The sequence below is a fragment of the Stenotrophomonas sp. genome (assembly GCF_036662295.1).
In the GTDB taxonomy this organism is placed as follows: Bacteria; Pseudomonadota; Gammaproteobacteria; order Xanthomonadales; family Xanthomonadaceae; genus Stenotrophomonas.
This window is the reverse complement of record NZ_JAVWXA010000047.1, coordinates 4,762-28,896: the sequence shown is the minus strand read 5'-3', so window position 1 is coordinate 28,896 and position 24,135 is coordinate 4,762. Positions and strand designations below refer to the sequence as shown.

The following is a 24,135-nucleotide window of genomic DNA, read 5'->3' as shown; positions in this document are numbered from 1 at the left end:
GCGTTCACCCTGTCCGGCGATGACCCCGAAGGCCTGTTCCCGGCCGTGCTGGGCCATGAAGGCGCCGGCATCGTGGTGGAAGTGGGCGAGGGCGTGACCAGCGTCAAGCCGGGCGATCACGTGATTCCGCTGTACACCGCCGAATGCGGTGAGTGCCTGTTCTGTACCTCGGGCAAGACCAACCTGTGCGTGGCCGTGCGCGCCACCCAGGGCAAGGGCGTGATGCCCGACGGCACCACCCGCTTCAGCTACAACGGCGAGCCGATCTACCACTACATGGGCTGCTCGACCTTCAGCGAATACACCGTCGTGGCCGAGGTGTCGCTGGCGAAGATCAACCCGGACGCCAACCCGGAGCACGTCTGCCTGCTCGGCTGCGGCGTCACCACCGGCATCGGCGCGGTGCACAACACCGCCAAGGTGCAGGAAGGCGATTCAGTGGCCGTGTTCGGCCTGGGCGGCATCGGCCTGGCGGTGATCCAGGGCGCGCGCCAGGCCAAGGCGGGTCGCATCTTCGCCATCGACACCAACCCGTCCAAGTTCGACCTGGCCAGGCAGTTCGGTGCCACCGACTGCATCAACCCCAAGGATTTCGACAAGCCGATCCAGCAGGTGATCGTGGAGATGACCACCTGGGGCGTGGACCACACCTTCGAGTGCATCGGCAACGTCAACGTGATGCGGGCGGCGCTGGAATGCGCGCACCGTGGCTGGGGCCAGTCGGTGATCATCGGCGTGGCCGGTTCCGGCCAGGAAATCTCGACCCGTCCGTTCCAGCTGGTCACCGGGCGCTCGTGGAAGGGCACCGCCTTCGGCGGCGTGAAGGGCCGCAGCCAGTTGCCGGGCATGGTGGAAGACGCGATGAAGGGCGACATCGAACTGGCCCCGTTCGTCACCCACACCATGGAGCTGGAGCAGATCAACGAGGCCTTCGACCTGATGCATGAAGGCAAGTCGATCCGCTCGGTCGTCCACTACTGAGCCGCACCGGGCGGCGTGCCGCGCGCGCCGCCCCTCGGGAGACACACATGGAACGCATCGAACATCGCGCCGCCTTCGGCGGTTGGCAGGACGTCTACCAGCACCGTTCGCCGGTGCTGGGCTGCGACATGAAGGTGGCGGTATATCTGCCGCCGCAGGCCGCCACGCAGAAGCTGCCGGTGCTGTACTGGCTGAGCGGGCTGACCTGCACCGAGCAGAACTTCATCACCAAGGCCGGCGCGCAGCGCTATGCCGCCGAGCACGGGGTGATCCTGGTCGCCCCGGACACCAGCCCGCGTGGCGACGACGTCGCCGATGCGGAGGGCTACGACCTGGGCAAGGGCGCTGGCTTCTACCTCAACGCCACCGAACAGCCGTGGGCGGCGCACTACCGCATGTACGACTACATCGTGACCGAGCTGCCGGCGTTGATCGAGGCGCACCTGCCGGCCACCGACGCGCGCAGCATCAGCGGGCATTCGATGGGCGGGCATGGCGCGCTGGTGATCGCGCTGAAGAACCCCGGCCGCTACCGCAGCGTGTCGGCGTTCTCGCCGATCGTGGCGCCCACGCGGGTGCCGTGGGGCCAGAAGGCGTTCGCCGCGTACCTGGGCGAAGATCGCGCCGGGTGGGCGGCGTGGGATGCCAGCGAACTGGTGGCCACCGCCGAAGAGAAACTGCCGCTGCTGGTCGACCAGGGCGGTGGCGATGAATTCCTGGACACCCAGTTGCAACCGCAGTGGCTGCAGGCGGCCTGCACCGCCGCCGGTCACCCGCTGCAACTGCGCCTGCAACCCGGCTACGACCACAGCTACTATTTCATCAGCAGTTTCATCGGCGAGCACATCGCCCACCACGCCAAGGCGCTGCAAGCCTGACACGGTAGCGCCACCCCATGGGTGGCTGCACGTGGTGCCGGAACGAAGGGCAGCCACCCATGGGGTGGCTCTACCCGCGGGTGCGCAGCATCGAAGCGTTATTCCAAGACCCCGAACCGCATCGGGGTAGAGCCACCCCATGGGTGGCTGCACGTGGTGCCTGAACGAAAGGCAGCCACCCATGGGGTGGCTCTACCCCTTTATGCAGCATCGCAGCGTTATGCGACCGCCCCGGCCTCAATCCTCGTCTTCTTCCGCCGCCTCGCGGCCCTGCTGGCGGATCAGCGCTTCTTCGCGTGCATCGTTGATGGCGTGGCGCACGCTGTCCAGGTCGATGGTCGATTCGTCGTGCACGAAGGTGCCGGTAAGCGGGCTGTCCGGCAGCAGTTCGCCGGCTTCGAACAACGCCCACATCTCCTCGCCATACCAGCTGTCCAGCAGCTCCGGGGCGAACCGGCCCAGGTAGGCGGTGAGGTTGTTGACGTCGCGCAGCAACATGGTGCGCGCAGCGTTGTTGCCGCCGGCGCTGACCACCTGCGGGAAGTCGATCACCACCGGGCCGTCCGGGCCCACCAGCACGTTGTACGGGGACAGGTCGCCATGGATCAGCCCGCAGCACAGCATGCGCACCACCTGGCGCACCAGCACCTGGTGGAACTGGCGGGCCTGGTCCGCTTCCAGCTCCACTTCGCCCAGGCGCGCAGCCGAGAAGCCGTCTGCATCGGTCACCAGCTCCATCACCAGCACGCCGTGGTAATAACCGTAGGGCTCGGGAACGCGCACGCCGGCATCGCGCAACTGGTACAGCGCGTCCACCTCGGTGTTCTTCCAGGCCGTCTCCTGCTGCTTGCGGCCATATTTGCTGGCCTTGCCCACCGCGCGCGCCTCGCGGCTGCCGCGCACCTTGCGGCCTTCCTGGTACTGCACGCGCTGCTGGAAACTGCGCTGGGCCATGTCTTTGTAGACCTTGGCGCAGCGCACGTCATCGCCGCTGCGCACCACGTACACGGCAGCTTCCTTGCCGCTCTTCAGCGGGCGCATTACTTCATCGATCACGCCGTCGTCGATCAGCGCCTGCAGGCCTTGGGGGGTTTTCACGGAATCTCGCGGATGCGGCCGGCGCCACGGGGCGGGCCTGAACGGGGCAGGGATTTTCGCATCTTCCGGGCCGGGCGGCCAACGGGCCGCGGCCGGGGGGCGCCCGCCCCGCCGGTCATGGCAGCGGCTGCTCGCCGCGCAGCAGCGGGTAGGGGTTCAGCGATTCCCCCTGCCACCAGTGCTTTTCCGGGCCCAGGCGGTGGATCTCGAAGTGCAGGTGCGGCGCGTCCGGGCTGGCGTTGCCGGTGCTGCCCACGTAGCCGATCACCTGGCCGCGGCGGATCACCTGCTTCTCGGCCAGGCCCTCGGCATAGCGCTCCAGATGCGCGTAGTAGTAGCAGTAGCGGCCACCGGGCTCGAACTGGTACACGGTCAGGCCGCCGCGCTCGCTGCTGAACAGCTTCTCCACGGTGCCATCGGCCACGGCCAGGACCGGCGTACCGGCCGGGGCCAGGATGTCGATCGCATCGTGCACGCGGCCCTCGCTGCGCGCGTCGGTGAAGGTGTCCTGCAGCTGGTCCGGGCCAACGCCCTGCACCGGCAGCAGCAGGCGGCCGTCCGCGCTGGCCGCCGCAGGCGCCACCGGTGCCACCGGTGCGACGGGTGCCGGCTCAACGGGCCCCGATCCGGAAGCAGGCGGGGAACCGGCCGTCGCCAGCGCCGCCGGGGCCGCCCGCGAGGGCGCCACCCACGCGCTGGGCGAGGCATCGCGTGCGACCGGCGGCGTGGCCGCGGGCAGTGGCGCACGCGGCCCCAGCCACCACCAGCCGACTACGCCGATCACCACCCCCACCGCCAACAGCCTGCCCAGTTTCATCGGCTCACTCCTGCATCACCACCGGCACCGACGCGTCCACCGCATCGGCCACCTGCAGCGCGTCCCAGTTGGTCATGCGCACGCAACCGTGCGATTCGGTCTTGCCCACGTGGCCCGGCTCGGGCGTGCCGTGCAGGCCGTAATGCGGCTTGGAGATATCGATCCAGACCCGGCCCACCGGGTTGTTCGGCCCCGGCGGCAGCACCGCCTTGCCCTCCTTTTTGCTGGCATCCCAGAACAGCTTGGGGTTGTAGTGGAAGGTCGGGTCGCGCGAGACGCCCAGGATCTTCCACGTGCCGATCGGCAGCGGGTCGTGCTTGCTGCCCGAAGACACCGGCACCTGCGCATACACCTTGCCCTGGGCGTCGTACAGGCGCAGGGTCGAGTCGGACTTGTCGATCACCACCTTGGCCGCCTTGGGCAGCGCGGCCGGGGCGATGTTGGGCACCTGGATCTGCGCGCCGGCCTTGCCCAGGTCCACGCCCGGGTTGAGGGCGCGCAGCAGCTCGGGCGAGGCGTGGAAGCGCTCGCCCAGCGCTTCCTCCACCGAGGCAAAGCCCAGCGCCTTCAGCTTGGCCTGTTCGGCCGGCTTCTTCGGGACGGGCGCGAACGGCCCGGCGACGTCCTCGGCGGTCAGCGTGTAGCGCGCCAGCGGCGCGGCGCTGTCCGGCTGCAGGGCGTTCCAGGTGGCGTCGTCCAGTTCGCCGGTGACGGTCAGCCCGCGCGCGGCCTGGAAGCCGGCCACCGCGCGGCGCTGGTTGGAGCCGGGCAGCGCATCGATCTGCCCCGGCGAGAAGTGCGCGCGGTCCAGCAGCACCTGGGCATGCAGGTCCGAGCGCGGGCCGGTGGCAGGCGCCGCGGCTGGCGTGGCAGCGGTTTCGGCGATCGGCGCCGGCAGCGCGGCGGGCGTCTGGGCAAACCCGGGCAGCGCGGCGGCAAGGGCGACAACGAGCAGCGAGGTGGTGGCGTGGCGGCGCAGTGGCATGCAGGGCTCCAGGACGGGGTCGGTTTCACCTTGCCGCAGCGGCGTGCACGCGCCCTGTGAAATCGCTGACGCCTGGCTGAGCGACCGGCGCGGCGATGACGTGCATGGGTTGTGAAGCGCGTCACGCCGCCCAGCACGCAACTGTGGGAAAAGCGCTCTCAGGAGTTGTCTTCATACCCGGGGAGAAGGGCGCATGGCGGCATGGCTGGCGGCGGTGTATGTGCTCTGCCACTGGGTGGCCCTGGCGCTATGGCCGGCCCACGCGCAGGGGGTGTCGTTCGCGTTCCTGGTGATCGCGCCGCTGCTGGCCGCGCTGGCCTGCGCCTGGCGGATGCGGCGCAGCGAGGCGCGGGTGGGCTGGCTGGCGCTGGCGGTGGGCCTGCTGCTGTGGGCCGGCGGCATGGCCTTGAACATGTACCAGGACCTGGTCGGCGGCACGCCCGATGCCACGCCCGGGCTGAGCATGCTGCTGTACGTGCTCTATGGCGTACCGCTCACGTTCGCCATGGCCCACCCGCGGCATGAGCCGTGGTACCTGATCCTCATCGACGGGGCGCTGGCGCTGCTGCTGGGCTACCTGTTCTTCGTGCACACCTTCTCCTTCGCCAGTGTGGGCGATGCGCCCGACGCCGGCGTGGCCAGCCTGCGGCGCATGTTCGACATCGAGAACCTGTTCATCGCCGTGTTCGCGCTGGTGCGCTACCTGGCCAGCGAGGACGCCGCGCGGCGCGCGTTCTTCCGCGCGCTGGCGCTGTTTGCGTGGGTGTACCTGCTGATGGCGGCCTACATCAACCACGTGGCCACCGAGGCCAGCTACGGCGGCGCCGCCGATCTGCTGATCGACCTCCCGTTCCTGCTGCTGGCAGTGGTGGCGCTGCGCGAACGCCCCGAGCGTGATGCCACCACGCCGCGCCGGTTGGCCCTGGCGGTACGCGCCGGCAGCCCACTGATCCTGCCGGCGGCCCTGCTGGTGGTGTCGGCGCTGATGGTCGATGCGCACCCGCACCTGGCGGTGGTCGGCTTCGCCCTGGCCACGCTGGGTTCGGGCCTGCGCGGGGTGGTGATGCAGGTGCGGGCGATGGAGCGCCAGGACCAGCTGGACGTGCTGGCGCGGGTGGACGGGCTGACCGGGGTGGCCAACCGTCGCCAGTTCGACCAGGTGCTGCAGGCCGAGTGGAGCCGCGCGCGGCGCAGCGGGCAGTCCATGGCGTTGCTGATGGTGGACATCGACCACTTCAAGCAGTTCAACGACCGCTTCGGCCATCCCCTCGGCGATGCCTGCCTGCGCGCGGTCGCCACCGCCTTGGCCGGCTGCGCCAGCCGCAGCACCGACGTGGTGGCCCGCTATGGCGGCGAGGAGTTCGCGGTGGTGGTGCCGGGCACCTCGCGCGAGGGCGTGCTGGCGCTGGCCGAGACGATGCGCCGGGCGGTGGCGCAACTGCGGCTGGTGGCGGCCGATCCGCAGCAGCAGATCGGGGTCACCATCAGCGTCGGCGTGGCCCGGGTGGGCCAGATCGCCAGCATCGATGCCGGCCCGCTGTTGGCCGCCACCGACGCGGCGCTGTACGAGGCCAAACGGCACGGGCGCAACCGGGTCGTGGAAGGCCACGTGGGGCCGGTGCCGCTGGCATGAGCGGTGGTCGGTCGGGCCGGGGCTGGCGTGCGCCGCGCGTCAGGGGCCGGGGCGCGGCCCGCGTACCGCCGCCCCGGCATCCGCGCCGGCAGCGCGACGGGGCGCACGCCGGCGGCCCATCAACTCATAGGGCAGGTAGCCGATCATCAGCGCCGGTATCACGGTGAGCGCCGCGCGCAGGGCCACGCGGCCGGGCTCGCCGTAGGTCCAGATCAGCTCCAGCAGCATCATGCCCATCAGCATCATCGGGCCGCCCGCGGCGATCAGGATCAGGCCGCGCACGCGCGGGTTGCGCACGCGGTACTGCACCGTGTCCTCCAGCACCGGCGCCGTGGGGCGGGGCGCGGGCGGCCGCGACGGGTCCACCACCTCGCGGAAGGGCGCCGGCGGCGGGGACAGCAGGCTGTCCAGGTCGGAGCGGTCGATCAATGCCTTGAGTTTGGGGTCCATGCGGCGTTCCATGCGAAAAGGCCGCCAATGTGGCGGCCTGGCGCAAGTATAGGATGTGACCGCCCGCCGCCGGCAGGCTCAACGCACGTCGCGCAGTTCCCAGTGATGGCCGGCCAGCATGCGCAGGCGCTGCTTGAACACGTCGCTGTCGATGCGGGTGGTGGCCACCAGGTTGATGCGCAGGTCGTCCTGCGAGCCGGTCACGGTAGCCTCGGGGTCGGTCACGCCCCACTGCGGTTCCACCGCGTCCGGGTCGGGCTGCTTGGCGCGCCACTTCTCGAACAGCGCCGGGGTGCGCAGGGCGCCCTGCAGCTCCTCGGCGAAGCCGGCCGCGCTCTGGGAGTGGAAGGAAAGATCCGGATCGTTGCCGCGGGCCTTGGCCGGATCGGGCAGGCTGATGTGGTACTGCGCTGACATGGTGACCTCCATTGAATGCGCCAAGGCTGGCAGAAACGCAGTGCAATCGGCGTGCAGAAAACTCAGCCGCTGAAGGTGTGCGGGCCATCGGCGAAGCCGACGGTGACCGCGCCCTTGCCGACGTTGACCATGCCGGTCAGGCTCATCACCGCCTCCAGCACCTGCACCCCGTGCGCCTGGCAGGTCTGGCGCAACGTGGCATAGCCCGGCAGCGCCTGCAGGTCGGCCAGTTCGCCGCCGTAGCTCAGGCACACGGTGGGCGTCATCAGCCCCGCCTTGACCCGTTGGCCGACGAAATCGAACAGCTTCTGCACCGCATTGTCGAAGCCCTTGATCTTGGCCACCGGGCCGGTCTCGCCGCGGTAGCCGTGCAGCACCGGCTTGATGTCCAGCGCGCTGCCCAGCGCGGCACTGAGCAGGCCCACGCTGCGGTCGCCCTTGTGCCGGGCGCGGGCGCGCATGTAGTACAGGTCGCGGGTGACCATGTAGCCGTGCACGTTCTGCGCCAATGCCTCCAGCCGCTCGCGGATCTGCTGCACGCTGGCCCCGGCATCGCGCAGGCGTACCGCTTCCACCGCGGTCACGCCCTGGGCGGCGAACAGGTTCTGGGTGTCGAGCACGCGCAGGGCGAAGGGCGAGTTGAAGCCCGCCGCCTGGCGCACCGGCTTGTAGTCGTTGAGGATCGCGAAGCTGGCCTGCATCGCGTTGTCGTGGATCGGGCTGCGGGTCCGGGTGATCGTCATGCAGAACACATGGTCGTAGTCGATCACCAGCTTGCCCAGGAACAGGTCGCGGATCTGGGTGACGCTGAAGGGGATGGTCTCCGCTTCGGCGCCGTGCTCGGCCACGTGGGCGTGCAGGAAACTGAGCGTGGCCTGCTCGTCGCGATGGTCGGCGAGCACGGCTTCGCCGATCCGCACCGTGATCGGCAGCAGCACGATGTTGTGTTGTTCAATGAAGTCCTGCGGCAAGTCGCAGGCAGAGTCGACGACGATTCCGATGCGCATCCTGGGCCCCCTCCGGGCAGGTTGTAGGTTCGGAAATGTGAAAGCTATCTCAATTTCGACCCGCCTGCCTGAGCGGCCAGTCAGCTTGACGGTCGGCTGCGCTCCACCGCCACCGGCAGGTCGTCGATGCGCGCCCATTCGCCGCGGTGCAGCATGCCCGGATCGGCCAGGACCGCCTGGATCAGGCCGTGCGCCTCGTTGCCCCAGAACAGCTCGCCGTCGATGGCCAGGGTGGGCACGCCGAACACGCCGGCGCTGATCGCCGCCTCGGTGTTCTGCCGCAGCTGCTCCTTCACCGACGGTGCCGACACCGCCGCGGCCACGTTGGCCACGTCCAGCATCGCGCCGGGCAGGGCCAGCGCGGCGGGGGTGTCGGCGGCGCGGCCGTCGCGCCAGATCCAGTTGAACAGGATGTCCACCGCCGCGTGGCTGGCCTCGGCGGCCAGGCACAGGCGCAGCGCGGCCAGCGGGTTGAACGGGTGGCCCGGCGGGAAGCGCAGCGGCACGCCCTGCTGCTGCGCCTGCCACAGCACCTGGCGGTAGGTGAAGCGGCGCTTGGCCGGGATCTCGGCCGGGCCCAGGTTGCCCAGGTGGTGCAGCACCGCCCCCAGCGCGATCGGGACCGGGGTGATCTGCTCGAACTGCGGCAACTGCCTGAGCTGCTGCCAGTGCAGGTAGGCAAACGGCGAGACGAAATCGAAGTACCAGCGCAGCGCCATTGAAGCGTCCTTGGATGCGGGGGCGGCGGGGCAGGGCCCCGCCACGGGGAAAGGGCTCAGCGCGAGTATGCGCGGGGTTCGGTGCCGGGCGGGGCAAGGTAGCGGTCGCGCAGCTCGGTCTGGCGCGAGCGCATCGGCATCGCCCGGCCGCCCAGCCACACCTGTTCGGCGTAGTGGCCGACATCCAGTGGGTCGCCTTCCCACAGCACCAGGTCGGCCAGCTTGCCCACTTCGATGGTGCCGAGCCGCTCGCCCACGCCCAGCGCCTGCGCGGGCACCCGGGTCAGCCCGGCCAGGCCATCGGCCCAGGGCAGCCCATTGGCCACCGCGTTGCCAGCCAATTGGCGCATCTTGCGCGCGTTGTGCGAGGCATCGTCGCGCTGGGCAAAGCTCACCGGCACCCCGGCGGCGTGCAGCCGCGCGGCGTTTTCCAGGGTGGCACCGAGCTGGTCGAAGCTGCTGGGCAGGTTGCCCAGGGCATCCACGAACACCGGCACCTGGGCCTGCGCCAGCTGCGGGGCCAGGCGCCAGGCCTCGGCACCGCCGGCGATGGCGATCTTCACCTTCTCGCGGGCCGCCCAGCGCAGCAGCTGGCGGATGTCCGCGGCGCGGTCCACCTCCACCACCAGGCGGCCCTGGCCGGCCAGGTAGCGCGCCAGCGTGGCGCGCCCGGCAGGGGTGAGCAGGGCGTGCGGCGAATCGGCCGGCACCCGGCCGCGGGCTTCGCTGACCATCTGTTCCAGCAGCATCCACTGCGCCGCGCGCGAGCTGCCGGTCAGCTCCGCGCCTGACGCGCCCAGGCGGATGTACAGCGCCAGCGGGCCGATCGGGTCGGCGCTGCCATCCAGGCGCATCACCCCGCCCTGGCCGGCGATGAAGCCGCCGCCGCTGTTGGCCCCCAGCGCGGTGAACCCGATCCCGTCCAGGCGGGCCACCGGGATCAGCACCGAGGCCGGGTTGAAGGCCAGGCTGACGTCGAACTCCGGGCGCAGCGGCTGGTCTTCCAGCTTCAGCGTGCTGTCCACCGTGGTCGATTCGCCGGAGACCTCGTCGATGCCGATATCGGTGATGCCGCCGAACAGCGCCGGGGTCAGCGGCTTGCCGGCGGCCTCGACCACGGCCACGCCGGCCGGCGCGGACAGCCCCCGGCCGACCGCGCGGATCAGGCCGCCCTGGACCAGCACATCGGTGTGCTCCAGGCTGCCGCGCGCGCTGGCGGTGTGCACGGTGGCGTTGCGTACCAGCAGGTCCTGGGCCTGCGCCGGCAACGCCAGGGCCAGGGCCATTGCCAGGACGGTGGCGGTGGCACCGCGCCAGCGGCGGCGCGCATGCAGGGCAGCGTTCGGCATCATGGCCGCGCCTCCTGGCCCAGCATGAAGTCCGACAGCGGCTGCCGCCTTGTGTCGCGGCGATCAAACACCTGGTGGCCGTCGATGTAGACCTGCTCGGCCTGCGCGTACGAACTGAACGGGCTGCCGTTCCACACCACCACATCGCCCATCTTGCCCGCCTCCAGGCTGCCGGTCTGCTTCTCCACGCCCAGCGAGCGCGCCGCGTTGTAGGTCAGCCACATCATGGCCCGCTCCGGCGCGATCTGGATCCCGGCGCGGCGCGCGTTGGCGATCACCTTGGCCGCTTCCTGGTTGAGACGCTGGATGCCCTCGGGCGAATCGGAGTGCACGATCGCGCAGCTGTTGGCCGGTCGGTCCACCAGCGCGATGTTGTCCTGGATGCCGTCGAAGGCCTCCATCTTGAAGCCCCACCAGTCCGCCCACAGCGCGCCGCACACGCCCTCGGCGGCCAGCCGGTCGGCCAGCTTGTAGGCCTCCACTGCATGGTGGAACGCGGCGATCTTGAAGCCGAACTCCTTGGACAGGTCCAGCATGGTGGCCATTTCGTCGGCACGGTAGCAGTGGATGTGCACGCGGATGTCGCCCTGGATCGCCCCGGCCAGCGTGTCCAGCTTGAGGTCGCGCTTGCCACCGGCATCGCCTGCGCTGTCGCCCTTGTCCTGCCCGCCGAACCAGCGCTTCTTCTTCGGCGGCGCCTTCGGGGCGTTCTTGGCGAGGTACTCGCTGGCATCGATGAAGGCGGCGCGATACCCGGCCACGTTGCCCATGCGCGTGCCCGGGGCGATGCCCTTGCCGCCGCCATAGACGCGCTTGGGGTTCTCGCCGCAGGCCATCTTCAGGCCCCACGGCGCACCGGGAAATTTCATCGCCTGGTAGGTGGTGGCCGGCAGGTTCTTCAACGTCACCCCGCGCCCGCCGACCAGGTTGGCCGAGCCGGGCAGCACCTGCATGGAGGTCACCCCGCCGGCCAGCGCGGCGGCGAAGCCGGGGTCCTGCGGCCAGACCGAGTGCTCGGCCCACACGTTGGCGGTAACCGGGGCGGTCATCTCGTTGCCGTCGCTGTGCGCGCTCACCCCGGGGCTGGGGTACACGCCCAGGTGCGAGTGCACGTCGATGATGCCCGGGGTGACCCACTTGCCGCTCGCGTCCACTTCCCGCGCGCCGGCCGGGGCCGCCAGCGCCGGGCCGACCGCGGCGATGCGGCCATCGCGCAGCAGCACGTCGGTCTGCTCCAGGCGGACGCCGGTGCCGGTGAGCACCGTCGCGTTGCGGATCAGCACCGGCGCCGAGGCGATCGGCGCGTAGGTGCTCGGGTAGGGATCCTGCACGAAGCGCGAGGCCGCGGGCGCCGACGGTGCGGCGAGCGAGAACAGCGCCAGGCCCAGGCCGGCGGTCAATCGTGTGCGCATGTTTCCCCGGTGCGGCATGGACGGATCGGGCGACGCTAGCCGGTGCGCGGGGCATTTGCCAAGTGGCCAAACGCATGGGTGGGTTACTGGCATCGATCACGGCGGTCGTCGCTGTGGGGGATTCCCTGATACTCATTTGCCTGTTGAATCGTTAGCGTGGTTCGGTCCAAAAATTTGGATGACGCCTGGATCTGTGCCACGCGTCGCAGCGTCGGCGGCGTCTGCCTGTCACGTTGTGCAGGACCGTTTCATGTGTCGCCCCGCAGGGCGGCCGACCAGGAGGGAGATCGACAAGGAGGTTGTCCGACGGGAGCCCCGTCGCATCGGCTTATGCCGATAAGTTGTAAAAATTTCGTGAACAATCGCTTACGCTGGGGTGCGTGTCATATGGAATGGCATGCATTTTTCTGTGCGGCTGCCGATATCACCTGCGGTATTGCAGCCCGAATCACTTCAAGGAAGTAGTCTCAAGATGACCCTCGTTTCTTCGTCCCGCACCACCGCACGTCGCCGTCCCTCGCCGAGCCTGCTCGCGTCGGCCATCACCGGAACCCTGCTGGCCGCCCTGGCGGTCCCGGCCCTGGCCAGTTCCCCGGTCGACACCCTCACCACCTACCAGCAGCAGCGCGCCCTGCAGCGCGCGGCCTTCAGCCTGGACCTGCCGGCGGCCAACGTCGCCAACATCGGCAGCGTCCGCACCGCCGCCGGGCCCGTCCCGGGCCCGGTCAACGGCACCCCCGGCAACGCCGAGAGCTGGCGCAGCGCCGAGTTCCAGGCCGATTGGGGCCTGGGCGCGATCAACGCCGACGCCGCCTATGCGCGCGGCCTGACCGGCAAGGGCATCCGCCTGGGCGTGTTCGACAGCGGCAGCGGCCTGGACCATGACGACTTCGCCGGCAAGGACCACCGCAGCCTGCGCATCGCCGACCTGCTGCCCGATGGCACCCGTTGCACCAACACCACGCTGATCGGCGGGCCCGATGCCTGCTTCGCCAGTGATGGCGATGACGTGTCGGTCAGCTATGTGGGCTACGATTCGAACGTGCCGCAGGCCATCCGCGACATCGTCGAATCCGATCCGCGCTACCTCCAGCCGGGAATCGCCTTCCAGACCCACGGCACGCACGTGGCCGGCACCATCGCGGCCAACCGCGACGGCAACGGCACCCATGGCGTGGCCTTCGGGGCCGACCTGACCGCCGCCAAGCTGTTCTTCAACAGCGCCCAGATGTGGACCGATGTCGGCGGCGGTGATTACCGCGTCGTCTCGGTCGGCGGCGTCGGCCCGGACGACAGCGCGTTCGAGAGCATGTACGCGCAGATGAACGACCAGGGCGTGCGCGCGATCAACCACAGCTGGGGCCTGACCAACGAGCCGACCGATCTGGCCACCCAGGACCAGCTGTATGCCGGCAATGCCGAGTACCTGGATATCATTGCCGAAGGTTCGCGCAGCAAGGGCATGATCCAGGTGTGGGCGGCCGGCAACAACACTGCCAATGCGGCCACGCCGGAAGACGCGCCGATCGCCGGCATCTACGCCACGCTGCCGCGTCTGTTCAACGACATCGAGCAGAACTGGCTGAGCGTGGTCAACGTGCGCCAGGACCAGGCCGACGGCTATGTGCTGGACATCACCTCCAACCGCTGTGGCTTCAGCGCCAACTGGTGCCTGGCCGCACCGGGTACCGACATCCGCTCCACCGTGTACGGCAGCGATTCGGCACTGGATGCCCAGCTGCTGACCGATGCGCAGGGCAACATCCTGCTGGACGTGCTCGAGCGCGTGCCGACCTACCGCTACGACCTCATGACCGGCACGTCGATGGCGGCACCGCACGTCACCGGCGCGCTGGGCCTGCTGTTCGAGCGCTTCCCGTACCTGTCCAGCGCGCAGGTGCGCGACGTGCTGCTGACCACCGCCACCGACCTGGGCGCTGCCGGCGTGGACGACGTCTACGGCTGGGGCCTGATGAACCTGGCCAGCGCGATCGAAGGCTACGGCCAGCTGCGCGTGGACACCGACGTGGTGATGAACACCAAGGCCGGCGGCCTGAAGGTGTGGGAAGGCGATGCGTGGGACGACTGGACCAACAACATCGGCGGCCCGGGCAAGCTGACCAAGTCGGGCATCGGCTGGCTGCGCCTGAGCGGGGACAACACCTTCAACGGTGCCATCGTCCGCGAAGGCATCCTGGAGCTGGACGGCGTCAACGCGCTGACCGCCTCGCTGGACGTCAACGGCGGGCAGTTCCTGCTCAATGGCACGCTGCGTGACATGACCTTCAACAACATCGCCGGCAGCAGCCGCGTGAATGCCAGCGGCGTGCTGGACAACACCGACCTGAACATCACCGGCGGCGTGGTGTCCTTCAACGGCGTGCAGACCGCCGGTGCCACCTTCGTAGGCGCCAAGGGCACCCTGAAGGGCGTCGGTAGCCTCGGCGATACCCGTGTGGAAGGCATCATCGCCCCGGGCAACTCGATCGGCACGCTGACCATCAACGGCAACTACGTGCAGACCGCCACCGGCATCTACCAGGCCGAACTGGCCCCGGGCAGCCGCAGCGACCAGCTGCGCGTGACCGGCAGCGCCACCCTGGATGGCACCCTGAAGGCACTGCCGGAACCGGGCATCTACTACCTCGGCGAGCAGTTCAACTTCCTGGTGGCCGACGGCGGCGTCAACGGTCGTTTCGCCACCGTGGACTTCAGCTCGTTCTCCCCGTTCCTGCAGTTCGACCTGGGCTATGGCGCCAACGGCGTGCAGATCAACGTCGCCCGCGGCAACTCGCTCACCTCCGGTGCGGTGACCGCCAACCAGCTGGCCGTGGCCACCAGTGCCGATGGCCTGGCCGTCAACCAGGGCCTGCCCAAGCCGCTGACCCAGCTGTTCCCGGCACAAGTGGGCGCGGCACTGGACAGCCTGAGTGGTGAACTGCACGCCGCCGCGCCGATGGCGCTGGTGGAAAGCAGCCGCTACCTGCGCGATGCCGCGCTCAGCCGCAGCATCGGCGCGCATGCGCCGGGCGAAGGTGCCGAAGCAGCCACCGGTGCCTGGGTACAGGCCATCGGCGGCAGCGGCAAGCTGGACGGCGATGCCAATGCGGCGCGCACCGAAAGCAACAGCAACGGCCTGCTGGCCGGTGCAGACCACCAGTTCGGCAATGGCTGGCAGGTGGGCGGGCTGATCGGTACCGGTCGTACCGACAGCAAGCAGGGCCAGGGCCGTCGTGCCCGCGCTGAAATCGACAACACCCACTTCGGTGCCTACGTGGGCAACCAGTGGGGCGGTTTCGGCCTGCGCGCCGGCCTGGGTTACAGCCGTCACGAGGTGGACAGCAAGCGCGAACTGGCCTTCGCCGGTTACCAGGACACGCTGACCGCTCGTTACGACGCCAAGACCCGCCAAGTGTTCGTCGAAGGTGCCTACCGGATCGGCGGCGCCGAAGCCGGCCTGGAGCCGTACCTGCAGCTGGCCCGCGTGGAAGTGGACGTGGACGGCATCAACGAGCAGGGCGGTGCCGCGGCACTGCACGGCGACGTGGGCGACACCCGCAGCAACGTCGGCACCGCCGGCGTGCGCTTCGACCGTGGCCTGAAGGCATCCTGGCAGCAGGACAGCTGGCTGCACGTGCGCGGTGGCGTCGGCTACCGTCGTGCCTGGGGTGATCGCAACCAGGTTGCCGACCTGGCGCTGTCCAGCGGCAATGCCTTCACCGTCAGCGGTGCGGCCATCGCCGACCACGCCGTGGTGGCCGAACTGGGCCTGTCGGCCTGGCTGAGCCCGCGCAACCAGCTGGAACTGGGCTACAACGGCCAGTTCGGCAGCGAGGCCCGCGACCACGGCGTCACCGCCCGCTGGTCCGTGCAGTTCTGATCCGGCAGCGCCGGTAGGAGAAGAAAGGCGGCCAGTTGGCCGCCTTTTTTTTGTCTTTCATCTGCGGGTGTGGTGCTGGGATCCGTGCCAGTGCCTGAGTCATCGCTCGGAGTGGGAACAACGGTGGCTGTGGGATGCCGGCCAGCGGCCGGCACTACCGACGGTGCGCGCCGGCCAACCTTAGCCGCCCCAAGCGACAAGGCAGCGCACTCGCGCACTGTGGATGTACACCAAGCGTCGACCATTCAACCGGTTTTCCTTGGCTTGCAGCCCACGCATCTCCAAAATAGGCGCACTGAACCACTTGCCGGACGGGAATCGCAGGATGAAGAACAAGCAGGAAATCGTTGAAAACTGGCTGCCGCGCTACACCGGCGTGCCCCTGGACCAGTTCGGCCAGCACATCCTGCTGACCAACTTCGCAGGCTACCTGCACACCTTCTCCCACCTCACCGGCGCACCCGTCCAGGGCATGGACCGCCCCATGGCCAGCGTCACCAGCGATGACATCACCCTCATCAACTTCGGCATGGGCAGCCCCAACGCCGCCATCGTCATGGACCTGCTTTCGGCGATCATGCCCAAGGCGGTCCTGTTCCTGGGCAAGTGCGGCGGCCTCAAGCGCAAGAACCAACTCGGCGACCTCATCCTGCCCATCGCCGCCATCCGCGGCGAAGGCACCTCTGGCGACTACCTCCCGCCCGAAGTCCCGGCCTTGCCGGCCTTCGCCCTCCAGCGCGCCGTCTCCACCACCATCCGCGACCTCGGCCACGACTACTGGACCGGCACCGTCTACACCACGAACCGCCGCGTCTGGGAGCACGACGAAGCCTTCAAGGAAAAGCTGCGCCTGATGCGCTGCATGGCCATCGACATGGAGACCGCCACCCTGTTCGCCGCCGGCTTTGCCAACCACATCCCGATCGGCGCCCTGCTGCTGGTCTCCGACCAGCCGATGATCCCCGACGGGGTCAAAACCGAGGCCTCCGACGCCAAGGTCAGCTCCCAGTTCGTCGAAAACCATATCCAGATCGGTATCGAGGCGCTTAAGCTTATACGGCGCAACGGCAAGTCGGTCCGCCACCTGCGCTTTGACGAGTGATGGCAATGGCACCGGCGGGCGTCTTGGGGACGCGCCGCCCTCAGGGGTAGTGAATGGACGTGGCGGCACAAGTAGTGGAGTTCTGGCGCAACGCCGGCCCACAGCAGTGGTTCACGCGCGATGACGCGTTCGATGCGCGGTTCCGCCAGACGTTCATGGAGGAACATCTCGCGGCGGCCCGCCGTGCGCGCGAGCATTGGCTGGGCACCGCCGACGGCGCCCTGGCGTTGATGATCCTGCTCGACCAGTTCCCCCGCAACTGCTTCCGCGACACCGCCCATTCCTACGCCACCGACGGCCTGGCGCGGCACTACGCCATGCGCGCGGTCGAAGAGGGGTTGGACCTGCAACTGGTGCCCAAGCTGCGCGCCTTCATCTACCTGCCGTTCGAGCATTCCGAAGACCCGCAGGACCAGGAGCGCTCGGTGGCGATGTTCGATGCGCTGGGCGACAAGGAATACCTGCAGTACGCCGAACTGCACCGCGACATCATCCGCCGTTTCGGCCGCTTCCCGCACCGCAACGCCGTGCTGGGCCGCATGCCCACCGCCGCCGAACTGGACTACCTGGCCGAAGGCGGATTTGCCGGCTGACGCGATGCCGGCCGCCGGCCGGCTGCGTGCGCGGTCTTCGTTTTGCCGGTGCGAATGCAACTGCCGTGGAAAGGGGTTTTGCCCATCTGCCGGGTTCTGGCTGACGTGGTTGCCGGCCCGCGGCCGGCCCTACCGGGTTTTCTGGTGCGCACCCGCCCCAGCCAGCAATCACCCGCACCACGCGCCTGCTCTGGGCAAAATTCAAAAAAAAAACGCCGGCATGGCCGGCGTTTTTCATGCAGCAACACGCCCGATGCAATCAGTACTTCGGCACGCTGTTGTCCACGTCGTTCGACCAGGCGTCGATGCCGCCGGTGATGTTGTGCACGTTGCTGAAGCCCAGCGCCCGGAACTGCTCGGCGGCCTGCGCGCTGCGGCCACCGTGGTGGCACAGGAAGCCCAGCGCGGTGTCCTTCGGCAGCGCTTCCAGGCGGGCGCGGTTGTCGCCGTCGAACGTCTCGAACGGCGCGTCGATCGCCGCGATCGTGCGCTCGTCCGCCGGGCGCACGTCCACCACCATCAGGCGGCCGGCACGACGCTGGTCGTCGGCATCGCGCACCGACAGTTCCTTCACCGCACGCGGCGCGTTCGGGTTGTCGATCGCCAGGCCCTTGCCGCGGATGTCGTCCACCCAGTCGATCGTGATGCCCTCGGCCCGGCGCGCGCTGGCCAGGTCGAACTGCACGCGCAGCCCGTTGGATTCGGCCGCGATCGCATTGTCATCGTGCGGGGCCAGCTGGAAGTTCGGCTGGAAATTGGCATCGATCCCCAACTGCAGCGACGCGCCCGGCGCATCGGCCAGCGCACCCCGCAGCATTTCCACCGCCGCCGGCGTGACCGTGATCGACGGGGCCGTGCGGTCCGGCGCGGCCAGGCCCAGCAGGCTGCTCAGCTCACCGCTGCCGGCCATCTGCAGCAGGATGTCGCTGCCGCCGACCAGCTCGCCGTCGATGTACAGCTGCGGGATCGTCGGCCAGTCGCCGTAGGCCTTGATGCCCTCGCGGATCTCCTGGTCGGCCAGCACGTTCACATGGGCGAAGTCCACGCCCAGGTCCTGCAGCGCGCCCACGGCCTTGGCCGAGAAACCGCATTGCGGCATGCCCGGCTGCCCCTTCATGAACAGCACGACGCGGTTGGCGTTGAGGATGGTTTCGATGCGCGAGCGCAGGGCGGGATCAAGGGACATGACAGTCGGGTCCGACGGTTGGAACCGGACATTCTACGCGGCATGGCATCATGGGGCATGACCGTACCGGAAACGTTGCATCGCATTCCCCTGCGCCCCTGGCGCTGGCTGCCGTGGCTGCTGCTGTCCCAGCTGGTGGTGCTGGTCGCCTGGCTGCGCCTGGGCTGGCCCGTGGGGCTGCCGCTGATGGTGGCCTCCCACGCGCTGTTCATGGTGCCGGTGTTCCTGCCCAACAGCCGCTTCTACGCCCCGGTGCTCAGCCGCCTGCCCGGCGACGCCCCGCGGGTCTGGCTGACCATCGATGACGGCCCCTCGGCCGAGACCCCGGCCGTGCTCGACCTGCTGGACCGCTACCAGGCCCGGGCCACCTTCTTCGTGGTGGGCGAGCGCGCGCTGGCCCAGCCCGAGCTGGTCCGGCAGATGCTGGCGCGCGGGCACAGCCTGGGCAACCACAGCCACGGCCACCCGCAGACCCGCTTCTGGCGGCTGGGGCCGGCCGCCATGGCCGCCGAGATCGGCCAGTGCCAGCAGGCGCTGGCCGCCATCACCGGGCAGCCGCCGCGCTGGTACCGCTCGGTGGTGGGCATGACCAACCCGTTCGTGGCCCCGGCGCTGCGCCAGTGGAACCTGACCCGGGTCGGCTGGAGCGCGCGCGGCTATGACGGCGTGGACTGCCAGCCCGAGGCGGTGGTCTCGCGCATCGTCGGCCAGCTCGGCCCCGGCGCGATCGTGCTGCTGCACGAAGGCGCCGCGCACGGCCACAACCTGGCGATCATCGAGGCGGTGCTGCAGGCCGTGCAGGCGCGGGGCCTGGTGGCGGACCTGCCCGAGGCCCCGCTCAGCTGAGCAGGCCGATCAGCATCAGCGCGGCGGTGCACAGCAGCACGCCGCCGGCGAAGATCATGCCCAGGATGGAAAAGGTCCGGCGGCGGTCGCGCTGCAGCACGCCGGCCACGCCCAGCGCCAGCGCCACGATCTCCAGCAGGCCCGCGCCGAAGATGCCCAGCCCGAGCATCACCGTGGCCGGGGCGGTTTCGTCCATCCCGCCCGGCGTGCTCAGCTCGGCCAGGCCGGCCAGCACCACCAGCCCGAACATCAGCAGCCCGCCGCCCAGCGACAGGATGAACGAGGCGATGCCCAGGCCGCCATGCCGCACGGGCGCGGGCGCGCTCATGCCGGCTCCCCGGACAGGTCGTCGTGGCCGGTGTCGGGGTGCGCGTGCTGCCATTGCTGGTGCATCCAGCTGGCCAGCGACATCTGGGCCAGCAGCAGCGGCACCGACAGGCCCAGCGCCAACACCCCGGTGACCCGGCGGCGGCGGTGCTGGAGCAGGCTGCCGATGCCGATCAGGGTGGCCAGCAGCGCCAGCCCGGCGCTGATGCACAGCACCACCAGCAGCACCACCGGCAGCGTCTGCATGGCCGCGTGTGCCGGGGTGTGCGCGTAGTGCGCGCTGATGGCGAACATCACCAGGCCGCACAGGCTGGTGACGAGGGCGGCGATGCCCAGCGCGGAATGCCGGGGGGAGGGCGGGGTCATGCAGGCTCCATGCCGATGTAGGGGCGCGAGTATGCGCGTGCGTGCGACCGCATGCGACCGTCAGGGGCCGCGGCGTTCAGCGCAGACCAGCCAGTTGTTGAACGGGGTGTTGCCGTACAGCGGGGCCATCTGCAACTGCAGGCCGGCCGCTTCCAGCGGCGCGCGCACGCTGGCCGCGTCCGGATAGTGGCGCGGGCGGGTGCCCATCCAGCCCACCAGGTGGGCCAGCATGTCGGTCAGCCGCGTGGTGCGGTCGCGGCCGCTGTTGTCGGCCAGCGTGGTGCGGATCACCAGCCGCCCACCGGGTGCCACGCGCGCCGCCGCGGCGTGCAGCAGGCGGGCTTGTGCCTCGGCCGGCAGGTACTGCAGCACGTCCAGCAGGGCCACGCTGCCGTGGTGGTCGGGCAGGGTAGCGCTGGCATCCAGGCAGGCAAAGCGCGCCTCGGCCAGCGCCGCGCGCGTGCCGGCGCGCTGGGCGCGGGCGATCTTGTCCGCATCGATGTCCACGCCCAGGTAGGGGCGGGTCTGCCCGGCCTGGCGCAGCACGTGGGCCAGCAGGCCCAGGCCGCAGCCGATGTCCAGCAGGGCACCGCGTGCCGGCTGCAGCGCGGCCAGCACGCCCGGGTACAGCGGATCGCTGCCGAGCTTGCCGCGGCTGTAGTAGTAATCGCGTCGATTGCCGAAGCGCTGCATCGGCCGGAAGGCGTCAGCGATGCGGCGGGCCTGTTCCTTGGCCAGGGGCAGGGCGTCCGTGCTCAGCGTGGCACCTGCACATCCAGTTGCACGCGCGCGACCTGGAAGGCGCGTTCGGTCCACAGCGCGTACATCGCCGCCGAAGGATGCAGGCCGTCGTCGACCAGCATCACCGCCTCGCCGCCGGGCACGCGGCTGAGGTCGGTGATGTCCACGAAGGCCACCTGGTGCTCGGCGCAGATCGCCGCGGCGGCGGCGTTGTAGGCATCCAGTTCGAGCCCCACCTGCACGCGGTCGCGGCCGGCCTCGCGCGCGAACGGGGTCACGCCCCAATCGGGAATGGACAGCACCAGCACGCGCGCCGGGCGGGCCCCGGCAAAGCCGAGCGCGCGCTGCAGCAGCGCGGTGAAGCGCGGCCGGTAGTCGTCCACGCTGCGGCCACGGTACTGGTCGTTCACCCCGATCAGCAGGCTGACCAGGTCGAACGGGCCCTGCGGCGCGGCGGCATCGATGCCGGCATCGAGTTCGTCGGTGGTCCAGCCGGTGGTGGCGATGATCTGCGGCGGGTCCACCGCCACGCCGATGTCGCGCAGGCCGGCGGCCAGTTGCAGCGGCCAGCGCGCGGTTGGCTCCACGCCTTCGCCGATGGTGTAGGAGTCGCCCAGCGCCAGGTAGGACAGCGCCACTCAGGCCACCGCGCTGCGCGGCTTCAACGGGACGACCTTGGTGTTGGCCTCGGCCCGGCGCGCCAGGGCGCGGTCGATGCGCGCGAACACATCGCGCATCACCTCGGCCTCGGGCAGCAGGGTCACCCGGAAGTGGTGGCGGTAGGGCACGTTGAAGCTTGAGCCGGGCACCACCAGCACGCCTTCCTCGTTCATCAGCTCCAGCGCGAAATCATGGTCGTCGAAGCCACGCGCGGCTGGCCCGACCACGGCCGGGAAGGCGTACAACGCGCCGGCCGGCGCCACCAGCGACAGATGCTCGCTGGCATGGCAGGCCTCGATCACCGCTCGCCGGGTTTCGTACAGGCGGCCACCGGGCGCGCACAGCGCGGAGATGGTGTCCGGGCCGTTGACCGCCGCGTCGATGGCGTACTGGCCCGGCACGTTGGCGCACAGGCGCAGCGCGCTGAGCAGGTCCATCGCCGCGCGGAACTCGCCCAGGCGCTCGGCCGCACCGGACAGCATCGCCCAGCCCACCCGCCAGCCGCAGGCGCGGTGCACCTTGCTCAGGCCGCTGAAGGTGATGCACGGGTGCTCGCCGGCCAGCGGCGCCACCGCATGGAAGGGGGCGTCGTCATAGAGGATCTGGTCGTAGATCTCATCGACCATCAGCAGCAGGTTGTGCTTGGCGGCGATGGCCACGATGCGCTCCAGCAGGTCGCGCGAGTAGCTGGCGCCGCTGGGGTTGTTGGGGTTGATCAGCACGATCGCACGGGTGCGCGAAGACACCAGCGATTCGATTTCCACCGGGTCCGGCTGGAAGCCGTTTTCCGGCGCGCAGCGGTAATACACCGGGCGGCCATCGTTGAGGATGGTCGCCGCCGACCACAGCGGGTAGTCCGGGGAGGGCACCAGCACTTCGTCGCCGGGGTTGAGCAGGGCGCGCAGGGAGAGGTCGATCAGCTCGCTGACGCCGTTGCCGACGAACACCCGGTCCGGATGCGCATCGGGGGCACCGCGGCGGGCGTACGCGGCGGCGATGGCCTCGCGTGCCTCGGGCAGGCCCTGCTGGTGCGTGTAGGGGTCGGTGCGGCCCATGTCGTCGGCAATCGCGCGCTGCAGGTGCTCGGGTGCGCGGAAGCCGAAGCTGCCCGGGTTGCCGATGTTCAGCTTGATCAGCTTGCGGCCCTGCGCCTCCAGCTCACGCGCTCGCCGCGCCAGTTCGCCCCGGATCTCGTAGCGGACTTCGGACAGGCGCTCGCGGGTGGCAAGCGGCTTCAGCGGGGGCGTGGACATGACTGGGCCGTCGGAGGGCATGGAATCTGCATGGTAGCGGAATTGGTGCATTGCGGGGCAAGCCCGGCCAGGCCCGGAGTTTCCAACGGCGGCAGGCAGTTGCCGGGCCCGGCCGGGGCGGTGGGGAAGGTAGAATGGGCCGATGAGCGAACCGATCGATTACCGCGCCCTGCAGACCATGGGCTGGCCTTGGGCAGGCGCCCCCGAGCTGCCCAGCTGGCAGGCCCTGTTCGAGCAGCACCCGCAGGCCCGGCCGGGCCGGGTGATCGAGCAGCACCGCACCGGCTACATCGTGGCCGACGTGCCCGAGGCGGCGATCAAGACCGAGTCCCCGCCGGAGTGGCAACGGCCGCGCTTCCCCAGCCACGAGCGGGCGGCCGTGGGCGACTGGGTGCTGCTGGAGGGCATCAAGATCGTGGCGCTGCTGCCACGGCGCACCGCGATCAAGCGCGGCGCGGCCGGCGAGCATTACCACCAGCAGGTGATCGCGGCCAACATCGATACCGTGTTCATCGTGTGCGGGCTGGATGCGGACTTCAATCCGCGCCGCATCGAGCGCTACCTGCTGCTGGTCGGCGGTGGCGGCGCGCAGCCGGTGGTGGTGCTGACCAAGGCCGACCAGACCGAGTACAGCCAGGATGCGCTGGACGTGCTGGAAGAGCTGGCCGCCCAGGACATCCCGCTGCTGGCGATCAACGGCCGCGACCCGGCCAGCGCCGCCGCGCTGCTGCCGTGGCTGGGCGCCGGCCGCACGGTGGTGCTGGTGGGCTCCTCGGGCGCCGGCAAATCCACGCTGACCAACACGCTGCTGGGCGAGGAGCGGATGAAGACCGCCGATGTGCGGGTCAACGATTCGCGCGGGCGCCACACCACCACCCACCGCGCGCTGATCCCGCTGCCGGCCGGTGCCTGTCTCATCGATACGCCCGGCATGCGCGAACTCAAGCCGACCGGTGAAGAGGCGCTCAGCGAGGGCGGTTTCTCCGACGTGGAGGCCCTGGCCGCACAGTGCCGTTTCCGCGACTGCGCCCACCAGCGCGAACCGGGCTGCGCGGTGCGCGCGGCGATCGAGGACGGCACGCTGGACGAAGAGCGCCTGCTCAACTACTTCAAGCTGAAGGAAGAAGTCGCCGCCGCCGCCGCCAAGCTCGCCGTGCGCCAGGCGCAGCAGGCGATCGAGCGCAAGCACGTGGGCAAGGGCGCCCAATGGCGACCACCGGGCAAGGGCGGCCGCCGCTAATCCGCCCGAAGGGGGGGTAGAGCCACCCCATGGGTGGCTTCGCGGTGCCGGATCGAAGAACAGCCACCCATGGGGTGGCTCTACCGGTGTTGCCTTCGGATCGTGGATCAGGCAACACGCGCCACCGCAACAACCGCCAAGGTAGAGCCACCCCATGGGTGGCTTCGCGGTGCCGGATCGAAGAACAGCCACCCA

Annotated in this window: 23 protein-coding genes; 8 read left to right on the top strand and 15 right to left on the bottom strand. The window is 69.9% G+C overall.

Annotation, left to right across the window (positions count from 1 at the left end; all coding sequences use genetic code 11):
- Positions 1 to 981 (top strand): S-(hydroxymethyl)glutathione dehydrogenase/class III alcohol dehydrogenase (locus tag RSA25_RS11045; protein ID WP_332808931.1); only part of this gene is annotated, 981 nt, incomplete at its 5' end.
- Positions 982 to 1,028: 47 nt separating this feature from the next.
- Complete coding sequence (fghA, locus tag RSA25_RS11040) at positions 1,029 to 1,859, top strand: S-formylglutathione hydrolase (protein ID WP_332808930.1); 831 nt, start codon at positions 1,029 to 1,031, stop codon at positions 1,857 to 1,859.
- Positions 1,860 to 2,096: 237 nt separating this feature from the next.
- Here fghA and RSA25_RS11035 read toward each other — a convergent pair whose 3' ends face one another.
- From RSA25_RS11035 to RSA25_RS11025, 3 genes are all read right to left on the bottom strand, one after another.
- The gene (locus RSA25_RS11035; RefSeq protein WP_332808929.1) at positions 2,097 to 2,957 is read right to left on the bottom strand and encodes a PA4780 family RIO1-like protein kinase; all 861 of its coding nucleotides are present in this window, start codon (positions 2,955 to 2,957) and stop codon (positions 2,097 to 2,099) included.
- Between the two features lie 115 nt (positions 2,958 to 3,072).
- The gene (locus RSA25_RS11030; RefSeq protein ID WP_332808928.1) at positions 3,073 to 3,774 is read right to left on the bottom strand and encodes a M23 family metallopeptidase; all 702 of its coding nucleotides are present in this window, start codon (positions 3,772 to 3,774) and stop codon (positions 3,073 to 3,075) included.
- A gap of 4 nt (positions 3,775 to 3,778) precedes the next feature.
- A complete protein-coding gene (locus RSA25_RS11025) occupies positions 3,779 to 4,759 on the bottom strand; it encodes a L,D-transpeptidase (RefSeq protein WP_332808927.1) in 981 nt (326 codons plus the stop codon).
- Between the two features lie 193 nt (positions 4,760 to 4,952).
- Between RSA25_RS11025 and RSA25_RS11020 the strand changes: the two genes are divergently transcribed.
- Positions 4,953 to 6,392: a GGDEF domain-containing protein gene (locus RSA25_RS11020; RefSeq protein ID WP_332808926.1), complete on the top strand. Its 1,440-nt coding sequence runs from the start codon at positions 4,953 to 4,955 to the stop codon at positions 6,390 to 6,392.
- A 39-nt stretch (positions 6,393 to 6,431) separates the two neighbouring features.
- On the opposite strand, the gene RSA25_RS11015 is transcribed toward RSA25_RS11020, so the two are convergent.
- From RSA25_RS11015 to RSA25_RS10990, 6 genes are all read right to left on the bottom strand, one after another.
- Entirely contained in the window at positions 6,432 to 6,842 is a 411-nt protein-coding gene (locus RSA25_RS11015; RefSeq protein WP_332808925.1) for a hypothetical protein, read from the bottom strand.
- A gap of 78 nt (positions 6,843 to 6,920) precedes the next feature.
- Positions 6,921 to 7,259 carry a hypothetical protein gene (locus tag RSA25_RS11010; RefSeq protein WP_332808924.1) on the bottom strand — a complete coding sequence of 113 codons (339 nt, stop codon included), beginning with the start codon at positions 7,257 to 7,259 and terminating at the stop codon, positions 6,921 to 6,923.
- Between the two features lie 62 nt (positions 7,260 to 7,321).
- Positions 7,322 to 8,266, bottom strand: a complete 945-nt coding sequence (locus RSA25_RS11005; RefSeq protein ID WP_332808923.1) for a DegV family protein — start codon at positions 8,264 to 8,266, stop codon at positions 7,322 to 7,324.
- 80 nt (positions 8,267 to 8,346) lie between these two features.
- Entirely contained in the window at positions 8,347 to 8,985 is a 639-nt protein-coding gene (locus RSA25_RS11000; RefSeq protein WP_332808922.1) for a DsbA family protein, read from the bottom strand.
- Between the two features lie 56 nt (positions 8,986 to 9,041).
- Complete coding sequence (locus RSA25_RS10995) at positions 9,042 to 10,271, bottom strand: amidohydrolase family protein (RefSeq protein ID WP_332808934.1); 1,230 nt, start codon at positions 10,269 to 10,271, stop codon at positions 9,042 to 9,044.
- Between the two features lie 62 nt (positions 10,272 to 10,333).
- Entirely contained in the window at positions 10,334 to 11,746 is a 1,413-nt protein-coding gene (locus tag RSA25_RS10990; protein ID WP_332808921.1) for an amidohydrolase, read from the bottom strand.
- Positions 11,747 to 12,218: 472 nt separating this feature from the next.
- Between RSA25_RS10990 and RSA25_RS10985 the strand changes: the two genes are divergently transcribed.
- The 3 genes from RSA25_RS10985 to RSA25_RS10975 all read left to right on the top strand — a co-directional run bounded on the left by RSA25_RS10985 (position 12,219) and on the right by RSA25_RS10975 (position 17,321).
- A complete protein-coding gene (locus RSA25_RS10985; RefSeq protein ID WP_332808920.1) occupies positions 12,219 to 15,626 on the top strand; it encodes an autotransporter domain-containing protein in 3,408 nt (1,135 codons plus the stop codon).
- 325 nt (positions 15,627 to 15,951) lie between these two features.
- On the top strand, positions 15,952 to 16,728 hold the full coding sequence (locus RSA25_RS10980; RefSeq protein ID WP_332808919.1) for an AMP nucleosidase: 777 nt from the start codon (positions 15,952 to 15,954) through the stop codon (positions 16,726 to 16,728).
- 53 nt (positions 16,729 to 16,781) lie between these two features.
- Positions 16,782 to 17,321, top strand: coding sequence for a DUF924 family protein (locus RSA25_RS10975; RefSeq protein ID WP_332808918.1), 540 nt, complete (start codon positions 16,782 to 16,784; stop codon positions 17,319 to 17,321).
- Positions 17,322 to 17,580: 259 nt separating this feature from the next.
- On the opposite strand, the gene grxD is transcribed toward RSA25_RS10975, so the two are convergent.
- Positions 17,581 to 18,507, bottom strand: coding sequence for a Grx4 family monothiol glutaredoxin (gene grxD / locus RSA25_RS10970; RefSeq protein WP_332808917.1), 927 nt, complete (start codon positions 18,505 to 18,507; stop codon positions 17,581 to 17,583).
- Between the two features lie 57 nt (positions 18,508 to 18,564).
- Here grxD and RSA25_RS10965 point away from each other — a divergent pair, with 57 nt between their 5' ends.
- The gene (locus RSA25_RS10965) at positions 18,565 to 19,353 is read left to right on the top strand and encodes a polysaccharide deacetylase family protein (RefSeq protein WP_332808916.1); all 789 of its coding nucleotides are present in this window, start codon (positions 18,565 to 18,567) and stop codon (positions 19,351 to 19,353) included.
- On the opposite strand, the gene RSA25_RS10960 is transcribed toward RSA25_RS10965, so the two are convergent.
- From RSA25_RS10960 to RSA25_RS10940, 5 genes are read right to left on the bottom strand one after another with little or no spacing between them, the layout of a single operon-like run.
- On the bottom strand, positions 19,346 to 19,681 hold the full coding sequence (locus RSA25_RS10960) for a hypothetical protein (RefSeq protein ID WP_332808915.1): 336 nt from the start codon (positions 19,679 to 19,681) through the stop codon (positions 19,346 to 19,348). The genes RSA25_RS10965 and RSA25_RS10960 overlap by 8 nt on opposite strands.
- Entirely contained in the window at positions 19,678 to 20,046 is a 369-nt protein-coding gene (locus RSA25_RS10955; RefSeq protein ID WP_332808914.1) for a hypothetical protein, read from the bottom strand. The genes RSA25_RS10960 and RSA25_RS10955 overlap by 4 nt, the downstream gene beginning before the upstream one ends.
- Positions 20,047 to 20,106: 60 nt before the next feature.
- Positions 20,107 to 20,784, bottom strand: coding sequence for a methyltransferase domain-containing protein (locus RSA25_RS10950; protein WP_332808933.1), 678 nt, complete (start codon positions 20,782 to 20,784; stop codon positions 20,107 to 20,109).
- A 17-nt stretch (positions 20,785 to 20,801) separates the two neighbouring features.
- The gene (locus RSA25_RS10945; RefSeq protein ID WP_332808913.1) at positions 20,802 to 21,425 is read right to left on the bottom strand and encodes an SGNH/GDSL hydrolase family protein; all 624 of its coding nucleotides are present in this window, start codon (positions 21,423 to 21,425) and stop codon (positions 20,802 to 20,804) included.
- On the bottom strand, positions 21,426 to 22,700 hold the full coding sequence (locus tag RSA25_RS10940) for a pyridoxal phosphate-dependent aminotransferase (RefSeq protein WP_332808912.1): 1,275 nt from the start codon (positions 22,698 to 22,700) through the stop codon (positions 21,426 to 21,428). It lies immediately after the preceding gene.
- A 142-nt stretch (positions 22,701 to 22,842) separates the two neighbouring features.
- Here RSA25_RS10940 and rsgA point away from each other — a divergent pair, with 142 nt between their 5' ends.
- Positions 22,843 to 23,940, top strand: coding sequence for a ribosome small subunit-dependent GTPase A (rsgA, locus tag RSA25_RS10935; RefSeq protein WP_332808911.1), 1,098 nt, complete (start codon positions 22,843 to 22,845; stop codon positions 23,938 to 23,940).
- Positions 23,941 to 24,135: the final 195 nt, after the last annotated feature.

Excerpts from the sequence above, each read along its gene's own strand:
- RSA25_RS11005 (WP_332808923.1), bottom strand. The coding sequence starts at position 8,266 with ATGCGCATCGGAATCGTCGTCGACTCTGCCTGCGACTTGCCGCAGGAC.
- RSA25_RS10940 (WP_332808912.1), bottom strand. The coding sequence starts at position 22,700 with ATGTCCACGCCCCCGCTGAAGCCGCTTGCCACCCGCGAGCGCCTGTCC.
- RSA25_RS10980 (WP_332808919.1), top strand. The coding sequence starts at position 15,952 with ATGAAGAACAAGCAGGAAATCGTTGAAAACTGGCTGCCGCGCTACACC.
- RSA25_RS10955 (WP_332808914.1), bottom strand. The coding sequence starts at position 20,046 with ATGACCCCGCCCTCCCCCCGGCATTCCGCGCTGGGCATCGCCGCCCTC.
- RSA25_RS10960 (WP_332808915.1), bottom strand. The coding sequence starts at position 19,681 with ATGAGCGCGCCCGCGCCCGTGCGGCATGGCGGCCTGGGCATCGCCTCG.
- RSA25_RS10975 (WP_332808918.1), top strand. The coding sequence starts at position 16,782 with ATGGACGTGGCGGCACAAGTAGTGGAGTTCTGGCGCAACGCCGGCCCA.
- RSA25_RS11015 (WP_332808925.1), bottom strand. The coding sequence starts at position 6,842 with ATGGACCCCAAACTCAAGGCATTGATCGACCGCTCCGACCTGGACAGC.
- RSA25_RS10995 (WP_332808934.1), bottom strand. The coding sequence starts at position 10,271 with ATGGCCCTGGCCCTGGCGTTGCCGGCGCAGGCCCAGGACCTGCTGGTA.
- RSA25_RS10965 (WP_332808916.1), top strand. The coding sequence starts at position 18,565 with ATGACCGTACCGGAAACGTTGCATCGCATTCCCCTGCGCCCCTGGCGC.
- fghA (WP_332808930.1), top strand. The coding sequence starts at position 1,029 with ATGGAACGCATCGAACATCGCGCCGCCTTCGGCGGTTGGCAGGACGTC.
- rsgA (WP_332808911.1), top strand. The coding sequence starts at position 22,843 with ATGAGCGAACCGATCGATTACCGCGCCCTGCAGACCATGGGCTGGCCT.
- RSA25_RS11020 (WP_332808926.1), top strand. The coding sequence starts at position 4,953 with ATGGCGGCATGGCTGGCGGCGGTGTATGTGCTCTGCCACTGGGTGGCC.
- RSA25_RS11000 (WP_332808922.1), bottom strand. The coding sequence starts at position 8,985 with ATGGCGCTGCGCTGGTACTTCGATTTCGTCTCGCCGTTTGCCTACCTG.
- RSA25_RS11030 (WP_332808928.1), bottom strand. The coding sequence starts at position 3,774 with ATGAAACTGGGCAGGCTGTTGGCGGTGGGGGTGGTGATCGGCGTAGTC.
- RSA25_RS10990 (WP_332808921.1), bottom strand. The coding sequence starts at position 11,746 with ATGCGCACACGATTGACCGCCGGCCTGGGCCTGGCGCTGTTCTCGCTC.
- RSA25_RS11010 (WP_332808924.1), bottom strand. The coding sequence starts at position 7,259 with ATGTCAGCGCAGTACCACATCAGCCTGCCCGATCCGGCCAAGGCCCGC.
- RSA25_RS10985 (WP_332808920.1), top strand. The coding sequence starts at position 12,219 with ATGACCCTCGTTTCTTCGTCCCGCACCACCGCACGTCGCCGTCCCTCG.
- RSA25_RS11025 (WP_332808927.1), bottom strand. The coding sequence starts at position 4,759 with ATGCCACTGCGCCGCCACGCCACCACCTCGCTGCTCGTTGTCGCCCTT.
- grxD (WP_332808917.1), bottom strand. The coding sequence starts at position 18,507 with ATGTCCCTTGATCCCGCCCTGCGCTCGCGCATCGAAACCATCCTCAAC.